This is a genomic window from Bradyrhizobium sp. 170 (assembly GCF_023101085.1).
Taxonomy (GTDB): Bacteria; Pseudomonadota; Alphaproteobacteria; order Rhizobiales; family Xanthobacteraceae; genus Bradyrhizobium.
Window position 1 is genome coordinate 2,739,802 of the sequence record NZ_CP064703.1, and the last position, 16,529, is coordinate 2,756,330.

17 protein-coding genes and 2 pseudogenes are annotated in these 16,529 nt (G+C 62.1%); 9 read left to right on the forward strand and 10 right to left on the reverse strand.

Going from position 1 to position 16,529, the window contains the following annotated elements:
- Positions 1-6: 6 nt before the first annotated feature.
- Positions 7-954 carry a non-homologous end-joining DNA ligase gene (gene ligD / locus IVB05_RS12850; protein ID WP_247784726.1) on the reverse strand — a complete coding sequence of 316 codons (948 nt, stop codon included), beginning with the start codon at positions 952-954 and terminating at the stop codon, positions 7-9.
- 142 nt (positions 955-1,096) lie between these two features.
- Here ligD (IVB05_RS12850) and IVB05_RS12855 point away from each other — a divergent pair, with 142 nt between their 5' ends.
- Positions 1,097-1,711: a cell envelope biogenesis protein TolA gene (locus IVB05_RS12855; RefSeq protein WP_247784728.1), complete on the forward strand. Its 615-nt coding sequence runs from the start codon at positions 1,097-1,099 to the stop codon at positions 1,709-1,711.
- Positions 1,712-1,797: 86 nt separating this feature from the next.
- Here IVB05_RS12855 and IVB05_RS43505 read toward each other — a convergent pair whose 3' ends face one another.
- Together IVB05_RS43505 and ligD (IVB05_RS12860) are read right to left on the reverse strand one after the other, a co-directional pair.
- The gene (locus IVB05_RS43505) at positions 1,798-1,926 is read right to left on the reverse strand and encodes a hypothetical protein (RefSeq protein ID WP_256473283.1); all 129 of its coding nucleotides are present in this window, start codon (positions 1,924-1,926) and stop codon (positions 1,798-1,800) included.
- Positions 1,926-2,847, reverse strand: a pseudogene (gene ligD / locus IVB05_RS12860) (non-homologous end-joining DNA ligase). The gene IVB05_RS43505 and the pseudogene ligD (IVB05_RS12860) overlap by 1 nt, the downstream one beginning before the upstream one ends.
- Positions 2,848-2,956: 109 nt before the next feature.
- On the opposite strand from ligD (IVB05_RS12860), the pseudogene IVB05_RS12865 reads away from it, so the two are divergent.
- Positions 2,957-3,140: pseudogene (locus IVB05_RS12865) on the forward strand (DUF3606 domain-containing protein).
- Positions 3,141-3,178: 38 nt separating this feature from the next.
- Here the strand turns inward: IVB05_RS12865 and IVB05_RS12870 are convergent.
- The 3 genes from IVB05_RS12870 to IVB05_RS12880 form a co-directional block, all read right to left on the reverse strand.
- Positions 3,179-3,445, reverse strand: a complete 267-nt coding sequence (locus tag IVB05_RS12870) for a hypothetical protein (protein WP_247784729.1) — start codon at positions 3,443-3,445, stop codon at positions 3,179-3,181.
- Between the two features lie 98 nt (positions 3,446-3,543).
- Positions 3,544-5,619 (reverse strand): ATP-dependent helicase, encoded by a 2,076-nt coding sequence (locus IVB05_RS12875; RefSeq protein WP_247786670.1) that lies wholly within the window; start codon positions 5,617-5,619, stop codon positions 3,544-3,546.
- Between the two features lie 134 nt (positions 5,620-5,753).
- Positions 5,754-6,398: an SOS response-associated peptidase family protein gene (locus IVB05_RS12880; RefSeq protein ID WP_256473441.1), complete on the reverse strand. Its 645-nt coding sequence runs from the start codon at positions 6,396-6,398 to the stop codon at positions 5,754-5,756.
- 174 nt (positions 6,399-6,572) lie between these two features.
- Between IVB05_RS12880 and IVB05_RS12885 the strand changes: the two genes are divergently transcribed.
- From IVB05_RS12885 to IVB05_RS12905, 5 genes are all read left to right on the forward strand, one after another.
- Positions 6,573-7,796, forward strand: a complete 1,224-nt coding sequence (locus IVB05_RS12885; protein ID WP_247779139.1) for a site-specific integrase — start codon at positions 6,573-6,575, stop codon at positions 7,794-7,796.
- Positions 7,793-8,716, forward strand: a complete 924-nt coding sequence (locus IVB05_RS12890) for a tyrosine-type recombinase/integrase (protein ID WP_247779138.1) — start codon at positions 7,793-7,795, stop codon at positions 8,714-8,716. Before IVB05_RS12885 ends, IVB05_RS12890 begins: the two co-directional genes overlap by 4 nt.
- Complete coding sequence (locus IVB05_RS12895) at positions 8,713-9,702, forward strand: tyrosine-type recombinase/integrase (RefSeq protein ID WP_247779137.1); 990 nt, start codon at positions 8,713-8,715, stop codon at positions 9,700-9,702. Before IVB05_RS12890 ends, IVB05_RS12895 begins: the two co-directional genes overlap by 4 nt.
- Before the next feature lie 311 nt (positions 9,703-10,013).
- The gene (locus IVB05_RS12900; protein ID WP_247779136.1) at positions 10,014-10,484 is read left to right on the forward strand and encodes a MerR family transcriptional regulator; all 471 of its coding nucleotides are present in this window, start codon (positions 10,014-10,016) and stop codon (positions 10,482-10,484) included.
- Complete coding sequence (locus tag IVB05_RS12905; RefSeq protein ID WP_247779135.1) at positions 10,378-10,842, forward strand: carboxymuconolactone decarboxylase family protein; 465 nt, start codon at positions 10,378-10,380, stop codon at positions 10,840-10,842. The genes IVB05_RS12900 and IVB05_RS12905 overlap by 107 nt, the downstream gene beginning before the upstream one ends.
- 256 nt (positions 10,843-11,098) lie before the next feature.
- On the opposite strand, the gene IVB05_RS12910 is transcribed toward IVB05_RS12905, so the two are convergent.
- From IVB05_RS12910 to IVB05_RS12925, 4 genes are all read right to left on the reverse strand, one after another.
- Positions 11,099-11,443, reverse strand: a complete 345-nt coding sequence (locus IVB05_RS12910; RefSeq protein ID WP_247784737.1) for a thermonuclease family protein — start codon at positions 11,441-11,443, stop codon at positions 11,099-11,101.
- A gap of 96 nt (positions 11,444-11,539) precedes the next feature.
- Positions 11,540-13,603, reverse strand: a complete 2,064-nt coding sequence (locus tag IVB05_RS12915; RefSeq protein ID WP_247786671.1) for an ATP-dependent helicase — start codon at positions 13,601-13,603, stop codon at positions 11,540-11,542.
- Between the two features lie 61 nt (positions 13,604-13,664).
- Complete coding sequence (locus tag IVB05_RS12920; protein WP_092514826.1) at positions 13,665-14,114, reverse strand: hypothetical protein; 450 nt, start codon at positions 14,112-14,114, stop codon at positions 13,665-13,667.
- Between the two features lie 37 nt (positions 14,115-14,151).
- Positions 14,152-14,547 (reverse strand): hypothetical protein, encoded by a 396-nt coding sequence (locus IVB05_RS12925; RefSeq protein ID WP_247784739.1) that lies wholly within the window; start codon positions 14,545-14,547, stop codon positions 14,152-14,154.
- A gap of 144 nt (positions 14,548-14,691) precedes the next feature.
- On the opposite strand from IVB05_RS12925, the gene IVB05_RS12930 reads away from it, so the two are divergent.
- Both IVB05_RS12930 and IVB05_RS12935 read left to right on the forward strand, forming a co-directional pair.
- Positions 14,692-15,624, forward strand: coding sequence for a Ku protein (locus tag IVB05_RS12930; RefSeq protein ID WP_247784742.1), 933 nt, complete (start codon positions 14,692-14,694; stop codon positions 15,622-15,624).
- Between the two features lie 170 nt (positions 15,625-15,794).
- Entirely contained in the window at positions 15,795-16,409 is a 615-nt protein-coding gene (locus tag IVB05_RS12935; RefSeq protein ID WP_247784743.1) for a cell envelope biogenesis protein TolA, read from the forward strand.
- The last annotated feature ends 120 nt before the right edge of the window (positions 16,410-16,529 follow it).

The window sequence follows — 16,529 nt, forward strand, 5'->3', positions numbered from 1 at the left end:
GAAGCGCTATTTGCGCGGACGTTCTCGCTCGCGCACGACATCCTTCGCCCGCTTGTCGGACCTGAGCCCGAGATAGACGGGCTGGCGCAGTTCGCCCTTGCTCGTCCACTCCGCGAATTTCACCTCGGCCACCAACGACGGCCTGACCCAGGTCGTGGCGGCCTCGTCCTTCACTTTGGCAGGAAAAGGTGATTTAGAGCCCGTCAGCTTCACGAGCTTGGCATGGAGGTCTTCCAGGACCCTGTGGCTGAAGCCAGTGCCGACATGTCCGATGTAGCGCCATGTATCGTCTTCCCGCACGGCGAGGACCAGGGCGCCGAAGAACGGCCTGGTGCGCTTGGGCGCCGTGAAGCCGGCGATCACCACTTCCTGTCGCTTTGCCGTCTTGATCTTCAGCCAATCCGGGGTTCGGCTTCCGGACGTATACGCGCTGTCGGCGCGCTTCGCCATGAGGCCTTCCAAACCCTTCCGCTCGGCCTCAACGAAGAATTTCGTACCGTCTCCTTTGCGGTGAGGGCTGAAGGCGATCAGCCTGTCGCGCGGCAGGATCGCCTTCAGCCGCTTCTTGCGCTTGAGGAGAGGCTGCTTGCGCAAGTCCACTGCGTTCTCGAACATGAGATCGAAGGCGCAATACAGTAGCTTCGCTTCATGGCGCAGCGCGTTTTGAAGCAACTGGAAATATGAGACGCCGTCCTTTCCGATCGCGACGAGCTCGCCGTCGATCACGGCGTCGCCCTTCACGCCCTCCAGCGCTTTGGCGACCTCGATATAGCTGCGGCTGATGATCTTGCCATTGCGGCTGTAAAGCGCGACCTTGCCCCGCCGGATTTCCGCGATCATCCGGAAGCCATCGTACTTGTCCTCGAAAACCCAGCCGGGGTCGTCGAACGGCGCGTCGGTGAGGGTAGCGAGCATCGGCTGCAGGCGCTTGGGCAGGGTCGACGTCCGGCTCATTCGCGGGCCAATCCTTCAGAACTCGTTGCGTAAGGCATGGACGTCCTTCAAGGATTAGGGAACGCTCCAGGGCGGCGCCATGTTCCGTCATGCGCCGGACAAACCAGGGGCGCGTTGATGATCGGGGAGGGCGGGGAGACAGATGACGAGAAAACTCAAGACCTACCAGACTTCGCTGGGCTTCTTCGATCTGGCGATGGCCGCTCCCTCCATGAAAGCGGCTCTGGAAGCATGGGGCGCAGACAGCAATCTCTTCCATCAGGGCGCTGCGAAGGAGAGCCACGATCCGGACGTCATCGCCACGACCATGGCAAAGCCAGGCGTCGTTCTCAGGCGCCCGGTTGGAACCGATCGACCTTTCAGCGAGCATGCTGAACTGCCCACCAATCTTGGTGGCAGCGGATCAACGAAAGCCGCCCGCAAGTCGAAAGGCCCGAAGGCGAAGGAGCCTTCCTCTCGCCCTGTCGACAAGGCTGCGGAGCGAAGGACCGCTCTCGCCTACGAACGGGAACAGAAGCGCCGCGATGTCGAACGGGCGAGGGAGGAGGCCGCGAGGCAGAAGGAGCGTGAACGCCGTCAGCAGGCGGTCGACAAGGCACAGGCTGCGTTGGACAAGGCCGAGCAGAATCACGCGAAGCGGTCGGCCGCCATCCAGGCTGAGGTCGAGGCTCTTGAGAAGAGATTGCAAACCGAAGAAGCCCGCTGGGATAAGGAGAAAGAGCGATTGCAAGCCGCCTTGCGGCGCGCGCGGGGTTAGTTTCTGTGCCGGCATCCACGCGTGAAGGGGGCGGTTGCCGTCAAGCGTTCATCGTTCGGGATCCAGCACGCGTGCTGCGGCTTGGTTCACCGCGGCGCGGTCTCGTCGGCCTCAGGAGCAAGCTCCATGACCGCTCGATGCAGCTCGGCCGGAATCGTCAGCTGACTTTCTAAGGGCTTGGTGGCCCACTGCCAGAAGCGGTCAAAAGCGTCCATCACAGATCCTCCCGAAGTCCCTTGAAGAAGGGATGGCGGACTTTGCCCTCCGCCGACTTCGCGCGGTACTCGATCTCGGCCAGCAGCTTTGGCTCGACCCAGATTCCCTTGTGCGCGATCCGCTTTGCATAGGGCTGCGTCTTGCGGATCAGCGGCTTCAGTCGCTTCTGAAGGTCAGTGGCTGACGTCTTGTCGAACCTATGGTCTACCTTCCCGGCGTAGATCAGATCGGCACCCTTTCTGCGGCCAACGTAGATGCCATCCCACTTGCCTTTATCGATAGCATATCCGGCAATTGTCAGAGTCTCGCGTTGCGCGCAGGTTTTCTTGACCCAGCTGATTCCTCGGCCGCTCGCATACACGCTGTCGCGAACCTTCGACACGACGCCTTCAAGCCCGAGCTTGCAGGCGTGCGCGAACATCTCGCGCCCCTCGATCTCGAAGCTTTCGCTGAACTGCACGTCGGTCCCGGCGATGATCTTCTTCAGTCCGGCCTTGCGCTCGAAGAGCGGCAGCTTTCGGAGGTCTCTGCCGTTCAGGTAGAGCAGGTCGAAGGCGATCAGTACGATCTTGATCGAGGTGCCCTTGAGCTCGTTCTGCAGCACGGAGAAGTCGGTCGCGCCGTTGGCGGCCGGCACGACGACCTCGCCGTCGATGACCGCCGAGCCCGCCTTGATGTGCCAGGCGTCACCTGCGATCTTCCGGAAGCGTTTGGTCCAGTCATTTTCCGCGCCGGGTGAAGACCCTTATGGCCTCGTTTGCCAGATGGACTTGGACGCGGTAGCCATCGAACTTGATTTCGTGAATCCAGCGGGCGCCGCTCGGCACCTTCTCGACCGGGCTGGCCAGGGCCGGTTCGATGAAGCCAGGCAGCGGTGCCTTGACGCCAATGGCCGCCGGGTTTCGACGCTGAAACGCCACTCACGAACTCCAGGCTATAGGTGATTCAAAGTGGCACAGTTCGAATCGTTCCGGAACCTGTGAATCCTTTGCGGCGTTGCATGGTCGTCTTGTCACAGAGGAGGAGCCCATGGCGACAGCGAAGAGGACGGCCCGCGGGCGCAAACAGGACAGGGCCGGGGTGGCCGACCGGCAGAACTACGAGCTACGATACGAGTCGAAGAAGACCGGGCGCTCGGCGACGGCGGTGAAGGAAGGCCGTCAAGAAGGTCGGCAATAGCCGAAAGCGGGTCGAGAAGCGGCTCGGAAGCTAGGCCGACTTGGCCCGCGCCGATTTCCCGGTGCTGGTTCTCTAGCAGTCCGGCGGGCATTCAGGGCAGGTGTCGCCGATCGAGGCTAATACGTCTTCGATTTCGGCGACCGCCTCTGTCCCAGAGAGTCCGTCCGGCGGATCCTGGCGGGCGATGTCGAAGGCGCGCTTGGGGGCGTGCGGGTCGGCGCGATCTTGCATCCAGCCGTGCTCCTCGCACTCGCGGATGGCGCCCGCTTCCTGCAGCACCGAGATTGCCCAGCCACGCAGCGTCCGGATCGCAGAGCGGCGCTCTTTCGTCATCAGCATTGGGGGTTCTCCTGCCGGGGAATCCGTACGGCCGGCGTTCGTTCCTCGTCACTGTCGCAGAGCAGGGATTCGAAATCGCGGTGCTTATCCGCGAAGCTCTAGCGCCACATCCCTTTCACGCGAGCTCCGATGTCAACTCGAGGTCCCTGGCTTGGGCCCCGCGCAGCGCCGTCTGCGGACGTAGTCGGCCAGTTCGCGCGGTCGAACAAGCCGAGCAGCTTCTCGGGAATGAAGCGGGTTCGCGATGCATAAACGTGCCGGTCGCCCTGTGAGCGCTGGCCGTGAGTGAAGAAGCGCTGCGGCACTACCAGATGGAGATCGTCCTTCGCTCGCGTCATCGCGACGTAGAGAAGGCGGCGTTCTTCCTCGAGCTCGGCGGAAGTGCCAGCTCCCAGGTCGGACGGCATGCAGCCGTCGACCACGTTGAGTACGTACACCGACTTCCATTCCTGGCCCTTGGCCGAGTGAATGGTCGATAGGATCAGATAGTCCTCGTCCAACAACGGCACGCCGGCCTGGTCGCTGGTCGCGTCCGGCGGATCCAGCGTGAGTTCGGTCAGGAAGCGTTCGCGCGAAGGGTATCCGCCGGCTATCTGTTCAAGTTGAACGAGGTCGGCGCGCCGGACCTCGGCGTCTTCGTGAATGCGGTCGAGATGTGGTTCGTACCAGAGGCGGGCACGCTCCAGGTCCGATGGCCATTCCGAATACCGAAGGTTTCCGATGGTCTCGACGAAGCTGGTCCAATCGTCGCCGGCGCGAGGTGGGGAGGGAAGGGTACAGAGCGCGCCGAGCGGGTCGGTAGCCTCCGCCATGTGATCGAGGATGCGCTGCGCGGAAGCAGGACCGATACCAGGCAACAGGTGCAACACACGGAACCCAGCGACGCGGTCACGTGGATTTTCGACGAACCGTAGCAGTGCAAGGACATCCTTCACATGCGCGGCGTCGAGAAACTTCAGACCGCCGAACTTCACGAACGGGATGTTGCGACGGGTGAGTTCGACCTCCAACGGGCCGCTGTGCGAGGACGTACGGAAAAGCACCGCCTGCTGCTTGAGGAGGGAGCCTTCCTCGCGGGTTTCGAGAATGCGCTCGATGATGTACCGCGCCTGATCTGCCTCATCTCGTACTGCGACCAGGCGAGGTTTTGCTGACGACGAGCGCTCGGTCCATAGGTTCTTGGTGAAGCGCTCCCTGGCGAGATCGATGACGCCGTTTGCGGCGGAGAGGATCGGCTGCGTCGAACGATAGTTGCGGTCGAGGGTGATGATCTCCGCTCTCGGACTGAATTGATCAGGAAAATCGAGAATGTTGCGAACAGTGGCGGCCCGAAAGGAATAGATCGATTGCGCGTCGTCGCCGACCACGGTGAGGCCACGGCCCCCCGGCTTCAAAGCGAGCAGAACCGATGACTGCAGACGGTTCGTGTCCTGATATTCGTCGACGAGGACATGATCGAAGCGGCCGCCGACATCGTCGGCGATGCCGGCATCGGACATCATCTGTGCCCAGTACAGAAGAAGATCATCGTAATCGAGAACGTTGTGCTTCTGCTTGGCCTCGACGTACGCCGCGAAAAGTTCCTTGAGTTCATTGGCCCAGCCGGCGCACCACGGGTAAGACGCGCCGAGCACTTGGTCCAGTTCGGCCTCGGCGTTGACGCAGCGTGAATAGATCGAAAGGCACGTGCCCTTCGCAGGAAAGCGGCTTTCGGTCTTCGAGAGCCCGCGCTCGTGCCTGACCAGATTCATCAGGTCCGCCGAGTCCTCGCGATCGTGAATGGTAAAAGCAGGATTGAGGCCGATCTGGTCGGCATATTCACGAAGCAGTCGGGCGCCGATACCATGGAAGGTGCCCGCCCAACTGAGCGCGTCAGTCATGATCCTGGCATCAGCGCCAAGCACCTTACGCGCGATCCGCTCGACGCGCCTTGACATCTCGGACGCAGCGCGCCGCGAGAATGTCATCAGCAAGATCCGAGAAGGGTCGGCGCCGCTGACGATGAGGTGAGCAACTCGGTGGGCAAGAGTATTCGTCTTGCCGGATCCGGCGCCGGCGATGACCAGCAGGGGAACTCCGACATGACTGTCGGTGGAGACCCCGTGCTCGACGGCTCGACGCTGTTCCGGGTTGAGCGTCTCAAGATATGATGCGGCCGTCGACGCGAGCACGATCGTCCCCCTGTTAGAATTGCACGCTCGATGATTCTCGCTCAAATCGCAATGAGATCGTCTACGCTGGATCCTGGGGACGTCCTTCAGTCTTGGTCGGTCCTTCCAGTTGTTCCGGCGATCCGTGCAACACCGGCCTACGCCGCCGCCTTATCCTCCTTGTCGGTTCCGCGCATGACGATCTGCAACGCATCATCGGGCAGCGGACGCTGCAGCGCCTTCGCCTCGTCCCACGGAGCGCGCATCCAGACGTCGCGCTCTTCCTCGGAAGTCAGGATCACCGGCATTGCCTTCGGGTGGATCGGCGCGACGACCGCGTTCGGTGAGGTCGTCAAGAAACCATAGACGAGATGAGGCCCGGGAATCGGCTTCGACTTCGTGCCGCGATCGCCCTTGAACTCGGTCCAGATGGCGGCGAACATGAACAGCGGTCGGCTGTCGTCGAGCCCAAACCAGACGACGTCTTTCTTCTTGGTCTCCGGGTTCATCTCGGGCGCGTACTCGGCGAAGCTGTTCGCCGGCGCAAGGCAGCGGTTCTCCGGCTTCAGCCAGCCTCTCCAGTGAGGAGAGGACACGTTGCGAATGTTAGTTACCGGCGGGCCGCCGGTCCTCGGTGGCGGCGGCATGCCCCAGCGCATCAACACCATCTCTTCAGCATCACCGAAATTGCGGATCACCGGTGCCGGATAGTCCGGAAAAACACCGGGCATCGGCGGTAGGTTGCCGACGTACCGGTTCATGCGCCGAAACAGGCCTGCAATCGCCGCCTGGTTGGTCGTGATCGAGTAGAGATTATGCCGACGTCGGCATAATCTCTACTATGCCGACCTCTGGATTATGCCGACCATTAGCTCAGAGCGGGCTCGGGCGGCGGCGATCGCTGCGATGGAGTCGGCATAATCCGATTGATGGCTACCGCGTATAGCCTCCCTCTTGCCAATCGAAGGGAGGCTTTGATGTTGATTGATCTGTCACGAGTTAGGATTTCGGGTCCGCTTTCGGCATTCGCGACCGGGTTTGCCGACCACCTGACACGACAAGGCTATAGCCCACAGCAGGCCCGCTTTCATTTGTTGCTGCTAAATCAGCTGAGCAATTGGCTTGTGAGCGAGGGGCTCGGTGTAGGGGAACTATGCGCAAAGGAAGTAGAGCGGTTTCAGCGCAGCCGTCATGAAGCTGGTTACAGTTTTCTTCGCTCTATCAGAGCGATGCAGCCGATCCTCGGTTACCTGCGCGGTCTTGGGACCGCACCTGCGGCTTTGTTGCCGCCGGCCAGCGGAGTGCTTGAAGCGGCCCTGGCGCGATACCGAGGTTACTTGATACTTGAACGTGGCATCAAGGATGCGTCAGCGTCCAGGTATGTTGAACTGATGCGTCCCTTCCTTCAAACCAGGGTCTTGCCGGACGGCCTTGCTCTGGACCTTCGAAGCCTGACAGCGGCTGATGTCATTTCTTTTGTAGTGACAAAGTGCTCCCGCCTCAGCCCTGGGACGGCCGGGCTGACGGTGACGGCCCTTCGATCACTACTCGGTTTTCTTTACGTCGACGGCGCTATCGATCGGTCGCTGGTGTCTGCGGTGCCGACCGTTCCCGGTCGGCGATTAACCGGATTGCCGAAGGGATTGGCCTCTGACCAGGTGCAGCGCCTTCTGGCGTCCTGCGACGCCAGCACCCGAAGTGGCTGTCGTGACTTCGCGGTCCTGACCATGCTTGTTCGCCTGGGCCTGCGGGCAGGCGAAGTCGCCAAACTGCAACTTGAGCACATCGATTGGCGAGCCGGCGAGATCGTGATTGCTCACAGCAAGGGCAATCGCACCGAACGATTGCCTTTGCCCGCGGATGTCGGCGAAGCAATTGCGGCTTACTTGCGTCACGGCCGTCCCGCAAGCACGCAAGGCCGCACAGTGTTTGCACGGATCACAGCTCCGCACCATGCTCTCACCACTGGCGCGGTAACGCAGATTGTTCGCCACGCTAGCGAACGGTGCGGCATTGAACCGATCCATGCTCACCGGCTGCGTCACACCGCGGCGACTCTGATGCTACGCGGCGGTGCATCGCTGCCCGAGATCGGACAACTCCTGCGCCACCGCAACGCTATTACGACATCGATTTACGCCAAGGTCGATCGCGATGCTCTGCGGTCGATCGCCCGCCCTTGGCCGGGAGACATCGCATGAACGCTCTCCGCAAAGCTCTCGCTGACTATTTTGCGGTTCGCCGCGCCCTCGGCTTTAAGCTCTATCGAGCCGAGAAACTACTCGGTCAGTTTCTCACCTTCGTCGAGGATCGTGGCGAAGACCATCTGACAACCGAGGCGGCGCTCGCTTGGGCGACACTCCCTAAGCGCGGTCGAACCTGGGCGTTTGCCCGGCTTTCCGTTGTTCGCCGCTTCGCTAAACACCTGCGCGGGATCGACCCCGCGACCGAGGTGCCCCCGACACACTTGCTGGTGCAGCAAAAAGGCCGGGCCACCCCCTACCTATATTCGGAGTCGGATATCGCGGCCCTCATCGCCGCAGCCGGGACGCTGCGGGCACCGCACCGAGTGGCGACATTTCGGACATTGATCGCTTTGCTTGCAGTGACCGGCATGCGGGTTGGGGAAGCGATCGGCCTCGACCGCGACGATTTTGACTCCGTCATTGGACTACTCACCATTCGGAACGCAAAGTTCGGCAAGTCTCGCCAATTGCCGCTGCATCCGAGCACCGTGGCTGCACTGGTTGATTATCTGCGTCGAGACGACCGTCCGAAAAACTCGTCGAATACGCCGGCACTGCTGGTCACTACGGTTGGCACCAGGTTCCGCTACATGGGCGTCCAGCCCGTCTTTCGTCAAATTGTGGATGTCGCCGGCCTCAAGCCGCGCTCTGCCTCATGCCGTCCGAGGCTGCATGACCTGCGGCACGGATTTGCCGTCAATACCATCCTTGACGGATATCGAGATGGCAGGGAGCCGGGGAACCGGATCGCGTTGCTGTCGACCTACCTCGGCCACGTCGATCCCGTCAGCACATACTGGTATATCTCAGCTGCGCCGGAGTTGCTGACGCTGGTTGGTGATCGTTTGGAGCGGCACCTCGGAGGTGCCGCATGACCGCACTTGCCCCAACCCTGCAAGCGTTCTTCACGGAACGCCTCATCTGCCAGCGCCAAGCTAGTCCCCATACACTTGCGGCCTACCGGGACACGCTGCGGCTGCTGCTGGTCTTCGCGTCCGCGAGGAAAGACGTCGAACCATCGAAGCTAGACATCGACGATCTTGATGCGCCGCTCATCGGCGCCTTCCTCGACCATCTTGAGAAGCAGCGGGAGAATAGTGCGCGCACTCGCAACGCTCGACTTGCCGCCGTCCGTTCGCTGTTCCGGTACGCAGCGTTTCGACATCCCGAGCATGCCGCCATAATCGAACGCGTGCTTGCCATTCCACGCAAGCGTTTCGACCGGAGGCTCGTCACTTTCCTGATCGAACCAGAACTCGATGCGCTGTTCCGCGCACCCAACCGCTCGACCTGGACCGGGCGGCGCGACCATACCCTGCTTACGCTCGCGGCCCAAACGGGCCTGCGTGCGTCAGAATTGATCGGCCTTCGCATCAGCGATGTTCATCTCGGCACTGGCGCGCATGTCAGTTGCATGGGGAAAGGACGGAAGTTGCGGATCACACCGATTACGTCGGGCATGGTCGCCCTCCTGCGTGTTTGGCTCGCTGAGCGCGCTGGTCAACCGGCGGAGCCACTTTTCGTCACCCAGTCGGGGACGTCACTCAGCCGTGACGCCGTCGAACATCGGCTCGCCAAATACGTTCAGATCGCCACCCGCGCCTGTCCGTCGTTGGGACAGAAAACCATCAGCATGCATGTGTTGCGTCACAGCGCCGCGATGCGACTGCTGCGGGCGGGAGTTGAGACTTCGGTGATAGCACTTTGGCTCGGCCATGAGCAGGTCGAAACCACCCACATCTACCTACACGCTGATATGGGAATCAAGGAACGCGCACTGGCCGCTACAGCTCCAGCGGTAGCTACTGCCGGTCGTTTTCGACCGAATGATAAGCTTCTCGCATTTCTGGAGGCACTGTGATTATGCCGACTCCAAAGCAGCGATCGCCGCCGCCTGAGGCCGTCCTGAGCCAACGGTCGGCATAATCGGCCCCCTCCCTGCCCCCTGCCGAAAATGAATTGGCTTCAAGCTTAGCAGTCGCCGGGCAGGCTCACTTCGCCGAGCGGCGAACAGACCTTGTTTGTCCATTTGCCTGTTCCAAATCGCAGCGATGCACCACCCCGTCGGAGACAGCGTGCTGGTGCTCGAATCACTGTGATGCGATTTCCTCTTGACTTAGAGCGCGCTCGAACCCCTAGCTTCCGTTGCGTCGTTGATCGAGAAGGGTGCTCATGAAGATTGGTGAACTGGCGAAACGCTCGGGACTGACAGCACATACGATTCGTTACTATGAGCGGATCGGGCTGCTGCCCTATGCTGACCGCAACCAATCGCGCCATCGGGATTACGACGCATCGATCCTGACCTGGATCGAGTTTCTCGGCCGTCTGAAGACGACCGGGATGCCGATCCGGGACATGCTGCGCTACGCAGCACTGCGGGAGCGCGGCGTCGGCACTGAGGCTGAGCGTCGCGAGCTTCTGGAGCGCCACCGTGCGGCCGTCCGTGCCCACGCTGCCGAACTGCAAGCGTGCCTTCTCGTTCTCGACACCAAGATTGCTGGCTACGCCGGCACGAGAACAAGGAGCAAAAATCATGACGCAGTCCACGAAAGCACAGGCTCAACCCGCATGCGCACCCCCCGCACCGGTCTTCTCGCCGCAAGAAAGCCGGCTCGAGCGCGGGCGGCGAGCACTAGATGAGATTGACGGCAAGGCTGGGCATAACGTCATCACGGCGCTGGCGGACATCGCGCCCGATTTCGCGCGCTATGTGATCGAGTTCCCCTTCGGCGATATCTATTCCCGCCCCGGCCTCGATCTGCGGGCCCGTGAGATCGCGACCATTGCCGCGTTAACCGCGCTCGGCAATGCCAGCCCTCAGCTCAAGGTTCACATCGAGGCTGGCCTGAACGTCGGCCTGAGCCGTGAAGAGATCACCGAGGTCATCATGCAGATGGCCGTCTATGCCGGCTTCCCGGCCGCGCTCAACGGCCTGTTCGCAGCCAAGGAAATATTCGCCCTCCGCGCCACGCCCAGCGGGGAGACAACCGGCTCTTGATCGCCAACCGGCGCACAAACAGATTCTTGCTGTGACGGGCGATGGCAAAGCCCGGCCACTCTCGCCCCGGCGACAAGCTGCTCGCATTCCTCGAGGCGCTCTGATTATGCCGACATGCCGCGCCGAGATTGCGCCCCTGTCCTCGGGAATGCGCATCGGCGCGGCATAATACGGAGATCGGCATAATAGAGATTGCACACGGGGGTCTCGTTCTGCTTGGACGGCCGCACGAACGGCCCTTGAACGGCGTCGAATCCTATTTGCGCGAGCAGGTGGTGTCGCTGGTCTTGTACCTGCCGCCGGAGAATTTGGGCCAGTCGCACGCGGTGCCGGACCTGGTCATTTGTTCTGCGATGTCGACCTTGTCGAGGAAGCACTGTGCCACGATGCGGTCCCGGCTGGTAGGTCGGGACCGCCCGTCGCAGACGGTGCCTTCACCCACTTGTAGGCAATGGACCGTCTTGCCCTCGATCATGTTCGACAAGGCGCCGGCAGCCTGTCCGTAACCGGCTTGCCCGCGTTCGGGGGCGTCGATTCCGCAGATCCTCACGCGTACCTTGGCGCCATCGGCTTCCATGGTGAAGGTGTCTCCGTCCGACACGGCTAGAACCCTTCCCAGGTAGTCCGCCGCTATCGCTGGCGAACAAACAAATGCGGCGACCATTGCGGCGAGTAATCTCATTTCGGCATCTCCCGACTACCGCCACATTCCCCGCATGCGGGCGCCTATATCGACTTTGGGTCCTTGGCCGGCGGGGCGCGCCCCGGTACCGGCGGGCACAAGAGGCCATGACGTGCGCTCGAACAGTCCGAGCAGCTTCTCGGGGATAAAGCGCGTCCTGGAGGCATAGAGATGGCGATCGCCCTGCGCGTGCTGGCCGTGAACAAAGAAGCGCTGCGGTATGACCAGATGGAGGTCGTCCTTGGCGCGGGTCATGGCGACGTAGAGCAGGCGACGCTCCTCCTCGATCTCGGCCGAGGTGCCGGCACCGAGGTCAGAAGGCATGCAGCCATCGACGGCGTTGAGCAGATAGACCGACTTCCACTCTTGTCCCTTGGCGGAGTGGATCGTGGACAGGATCAGGTAGTCCTCGTCGAGCAGCGGCACGCCGGCTTGATCGCTGGTCGCGTCGGGCGGATCCAGCGTGAGCTCGGTCAGAAAGCGTTCGCGCGAAGGGTATCCGGAGGCGATCTGCTCGAGCTGGAGCAAATCAGCCCGCCGGGTCTCGGCGTCTTCATGGATGCGATCGAGATGTGGTTCATACCACAAGCGAGCCCGCTCCAGATCGACGGGCCATTCCGAATATCGGAGATTGCCCAAGGTCTCGACGAAGCCCTTCCAGTCGTCGCCCGCGCGCGGCGGCGTCGGTATGCCCGCGAGCGCCGCGATCGGGTCGGCGGCCTCCGCCATACGATCGAGCACACGCTGCGCGGTTGCGGAACCGATGCCGGGCAAAAGATGCAGCAGACGGAAGCCCGCGACACGATCGCGCGGATTTTCGACGAACCGCAGCAACGCGAGCATGTCCTTGATGTGGGCGGCGTCGAGAAACTTCAGTCCGCCAAACTTCACGAACGGGATGTTCCGGCGCGTCAGTTCGATTTCAAGCGGACCGCTGTGGCTGGATGTCCGGAACAGCACGGCCTGCTCTTTGAGGAGCGTGCCGGACTCGCGATTCTCCAGGATGCGCTCGACGATAAAGCGGGCCTGGTCGGCCTCGTCGCGGACGGTGACGAGTTGCGGCTTGGCTCCGGACGTCCGCTCGGTCCAGAGGTTCTTGGTGAAGCGTTCCTTGGCGAGACCGATGACGCCGTTGGCGGCGGCGAGAATTGTCTGCGTCGAGCGATAATTGCGGTCGAGCGTGATGATGCTGGCGGGCGGCGAGAATTGGTCGGGAAAGTCGAGGATGTTACGCACGGTCGCGGCACGGAACGAGTAGATCGATTGGGCGTCGTCGCCGACAACCGTCAGGCCTCGCCCTCCGGGCTTGAGCGCCAGCAGGATGGAGGACTGCAGGCGGTTCGTGTCCTGATACTCGTCGACCAGGACGTGGTCGAAGCGGCCGCCGATGTCATCGGCGGGGCCAGCGTCGCCGACCATCTGCGCCCAGTAGAGAAGGAGATCGTCGTAATCGAGAACGTTCTGCTTCTGCTTGGCTTCGACATAGGCCGCGAACAGTTCCTTAAGCTCCGCCGCCCATCCGGCGCACCATGGATACGACGTGCCGATAATCTGCTCGATCGGCGTCTCAGCGTTGACGCAGCGCGAATAGATGGAAAGGCAGGTGCCTTTGGTCGGGAAGCGACTTTGGGTCTTGGAGAATCCCTTTTCATGCCTGACCAGGTTCATGAGGTCGGCTGAGTCTTCGCGGTCGTGAATCGTAAAGGCCGGGTCCAAGCCGATCTGTTCGGCATACTCGCGCAGCAGGCGGGCGCCGATGCCGTGGTAGGTGCCGGCCCAGGTCAGCGCGTCGGTCATGATCCCGGCGTTGTCGCCCAACACCTTGCGCGCGATGCGTTCAACGCGCTTGGTCATCTCGGAGGCAGCGCGGCGGGAGAACGTCATCAGCAGAATCCGGCGCGGGTCGGCGCCCTGAACGATCAGATGGGCGACCCGATGGGCGAGGGTGTTGGTCTTTCCGGACCCAGCTCCTGCGATCACCAGCAGCGGTGGCGCCGCCAATCCACCCGCGGGGTCGTGCTCAACCGCACGCCGCTGCTCGGGATTGAGGGCTTCGAGGTAGGCGGTTGCCGTCTGCACCTTGGGCGTCCGTTCATGGTTGGAAGAAACGACGGTCAATGATTCCTGCTGTGATCGCAACCTAGACCTCCGCTCGGGGGTGGCGCGGCTGCCAACCAAGCTGGAGCAAGGTCGCGGAGGGGCGCCGCCCGGCCTTGGCGCACTTGCGGCAGCGCAGACGGCTTGCAAGATCGTGCACGAAAGTGGTCGGCGGGTGCTTGAGGGCTGCCAGATCGACATCGTTCGGGGTCTTGCACCGTGAACACTGGATTTCCAGCCAGGGAAAGCCGCCGTTAATAGCCTGGTCAATTGTTGGCGAAGGGTCGATCGGTTCGCCATCGCTCCACATCCGCTCGTTCCAGCTTTCACAGAGCAACCTATCGGCCTGCTGGATCAGCGCAGCGCCCTTGGCTCGCATCTCGGCTGATTGCGCAGCCAGAATGCCGGTCATCGCGCGTGCTTTCCCCAATTCCTTCGTCAGAGCCTTTCGGTCCCCGCCTGACAGCGGCGTGGGGTGATGTTTTGGCGCCATCCGGACATCCAAGCGCAGACCAAACTCGCGGTGCAGGCTAGGTCATGTCAAATCCCGGCCAGCACCCGTCTTCTTCATGTCTTCCGGTGCGCTGCTGGCAGGTGTTGTCGAGCAGTCGCTGCGCGACGTCCTTCCAGACCGCATTGCCGCCATACAATCGGACTGCATCGGCGGTCTGGATTTCGACGGTCCGCTCGCAGCGACGGCAGGAGACGCGCAGGATGTGGCGCTGAATTTCCGAAAGACATCGCTGCCGCATCTGGGCTCCGGTCGCATCGGCGCGAGGGTCTTTGAGGACCGATTCCCAGTATTCGGCCGGGAGGGGCGCATCCGGAGCCGCAGCGGAGGGGGCCCGACTGCGGACGGCTTCAGCGGCCAGCTTTTCCATCTGCTTTGGGGTCGGCATGCGCCAGCTCGCGGGTCGGTCGGACATTCCGAATTAGAACATAAAGAGAACATAAGTCGAGTCCGATCGAGGCTCCTCCGTGAAAAATCCTCCTGTTGGAAAGGTCGCGATGTCGGAACCAAGCCGAGCCACTCGTCTTGGATCCAGCATCAGTATTGGAGTTCCCCGCCTATGGCCCCCCGCGCTAACTGGAAAGGCTTCCTGCGCCTTTCCCTCGTCACCTGTCCGGTAGCGCTCTATCCGGCCACGTCGGAATCCGAGAAGGTCTCCTTCAACCAGCTCAACCGGAAGACCGGCCACCGCATCAAGTACGCCAAGGTCGATGCCGACACCGGCGAGGAGGTCGCCAACGAGGACATCGTCAAGGGGTACAAGGTCGACACCGACACCTTCATCGAGGTGACGAAGGAAGAGCTCGAGAACGTCGCGCTGGAATCGACGCGAACGATCGAGATCGACGAGTTCGTCGACCGCAGCGAGATCGATCCGCGATATCTGATCCGCCCCTACTACCTGGTGCCGGACGGCAAGGTCGGACATGACGCCTTCGCCGTCATCCGCGAGACCATCCGAGAGATGAACAAGGTTGCGATCGGGCGCGTGGTGCTGACCAATCGGGAGCACATCATCGCGCTCGATCCGCTCGGCAAGGGCCTGATGGGAACGCTGCTGCGCTACCCCTACGAGGTGCGTTCTGCGGACGAATATTTCGACGATATTCAGGACGTCAAAGTCACCAAGGACATGCTTGATCTCGCCAGGCACATCGTCAACCAGAAGGCGGGACACTTCGAGCCGGACAAGTTCGAGGACCAGTACGAAACCGCCCTTATCGATCTCATCAACCAGAAGCGCGCCGGCAAACCGATCACCGCGAAAGCGCGTCCCCGCGGCGAGAACGTCGTCGATTTGATGGACGCGCTGCGCAAGAGCATCGGAGGAGGCGCGGCGGCAGCGACAGAGGCGTCGAAGAAGCCAGCCAAGAAGGCGCGCAAGGCGGCGGCCGGGCAGAAGGAAATGCTGATGCCGATTGCCGGCAAGAAATCGGCCAAGGAGACCGCGGCGAAGAAGCTGGCGGCCAAACCGCAGCGGAAGTCGGCTTAAGGTATCTTTGCGGTGGGTTCACAGAAAGCTTCGCTCCGACACTCCGGATGCATCGAGATATTGCCCGGGCGGGCGCTCTGCGCGCCCGCTTTGAAAGTTCTCTGCTCACGAGGTAGACAGCACGGCTGATCGCATGGCAGCGGTCAGTGGGCGGTGCGGGGAAGCGTCTCATGGCGAGAAAACTGAAGACCTACCAGACCTCGCTGGGCTTCTTCGATCTGGCGATGGCCGCTCCCTCCATGAAAGCGGCTCTGGAAGCGTGGGGCGCCGACAGCAATCTCTTCCACCAGGGCGCGGCGAAGGAAAGCGACGATCCGGACGTTATCGCGGCGGCCATGGCAAAGCCCGGCGTCGTTCTCAGGCGCCCGGTCGGATCCGACGGATCTTTCAGCGAGCATGCCGAACTGCCCACTCATCTTGGCGGCGGTGGACCAACGAAAGCCGCCCGCAAGTCGAAAGGCCCAAAGGCGAAGAAGCCTTCCTCTCGCCCCGTCGATAAGGTTGCGGAACGAAAGGCCGCTTTCGACTACGAACGGGAACGGAGGAGCCGCGAGCTTGAACGGGCGACCGAAGAGGCCGCCAGGCAGAAGGACCGTGAACGCCGGCAGCAGGCCATCAACAAGGCGCAGGCTGCGTTGGACAAGGCCGAGCAGGAGCACGCGAAGCAGGCCGCCGCCATTCAGGCCGAGGTCGAGGCTATCGAGAAGAGATCGCAAGCCGAAAAAGCCCGCTGGGATAAGGAGAAGGAGCGATTGGAAGCCGCGCTGCGGCGCGCGCGGGGCTAGTTTCTGTAGCGGCACCCACGAGCGAAGGTCAGCGGTCTCTTCAAGTGTTTATCGTTCGGGCTCGTTCGCCCTTGCCGCGGCAGAATCGGCCAACTCGGCGGGATTTCCAATGCCTACGGC

Coding starts and splice junctions, on each gene's coding strand:
- IVB05_RS43505 (WP_256473283.1), bottom strand. CDS start 1,926: ATGGACGCTTTTGACCGCTTCTGGCAGTGGGCCACCAAGCCCTTAGAA.
- IVB05_RS12900 (WP_247779136.1), top strand. CDS start 10,014: ATGAAGATTGGTGAACTGGCGAAACGCTCGGGACTGACAGCACATACG.
- IVB05_RS12930 (WP_247784742.1), top strand. CDS start 14,692: ATGGCCCCCCGCGCTAACTGGAAAGGCTTCCTGCGCCTTTCCCTCGTC.
- IVB05_RS12890 (WP_247779138.1), top strand. CDS start 7,793: ATGAACGCTCTCCGCAAAGCTCTCGCTGACTATTTTGCGGTTCGCCGC.
- IVB05_RS12905 (WP_247779135.1), top strand. CDS start 10,378: ATGACGCAGTCCACGAAAGCACAGGCTCAACCCGCATGCGCACCCCCC.
- IVB05_RS12855 (WP_247784728.1), top strand. CDS start 1,097: ATGACGAGAAAACTCAAGACCTACCAGACTTCGCTGGGCTTCTTCGAT.
- IVB05_RS12885 (WP_247779139.1), top strand. CDS start 6,573: ATGTTGATTGATCTGTCACGAGTTAGGATTTCGGGTCCGCTTTCGGCA.
- IVB05_RS12935 (WP_247784743.1), top strand. CDS start 15,795: ATGGCGAGAAAACTGAAGACCTACCAGACCTCGCTGGGCTTCTTCGAT.
- ligD (WP_247784726.1), bottom strand. CDS start 954: ATGAGCCGGACGTCGACCCTGCCCAAGCGCCTGCAGCCGATGCTCGCT.
- IVB05_RS12920 (WP_092514826.1), bottom strand. CDS start 14,114: ATGGCGCCAAAACATCACCCCACGCCGCTGTCAGGCGGGGACCGAAAG.
- IVB05_RS12925 (WP_247784739.1), bottom strand. CDS start 14,547: ATGTCCGACCGACCCGCGAGCTGGCGCATGCCGACCCCAAAGCAGATG.
- IVB05_RS12895 (WP_247779137.1), top strand. CDS start 8,713: ATGACCGCACTTGCCCCAACCCTGCAAGCGTTCTTCACGGAACGCCTC.
- IVB05_RS12870 (WP_247784729.1), bottom strand. CDS start 3,445: ATGCTGATGACGAAAGAGCGCCGCTCTGCGATCCGGACGCTGCGTGGC.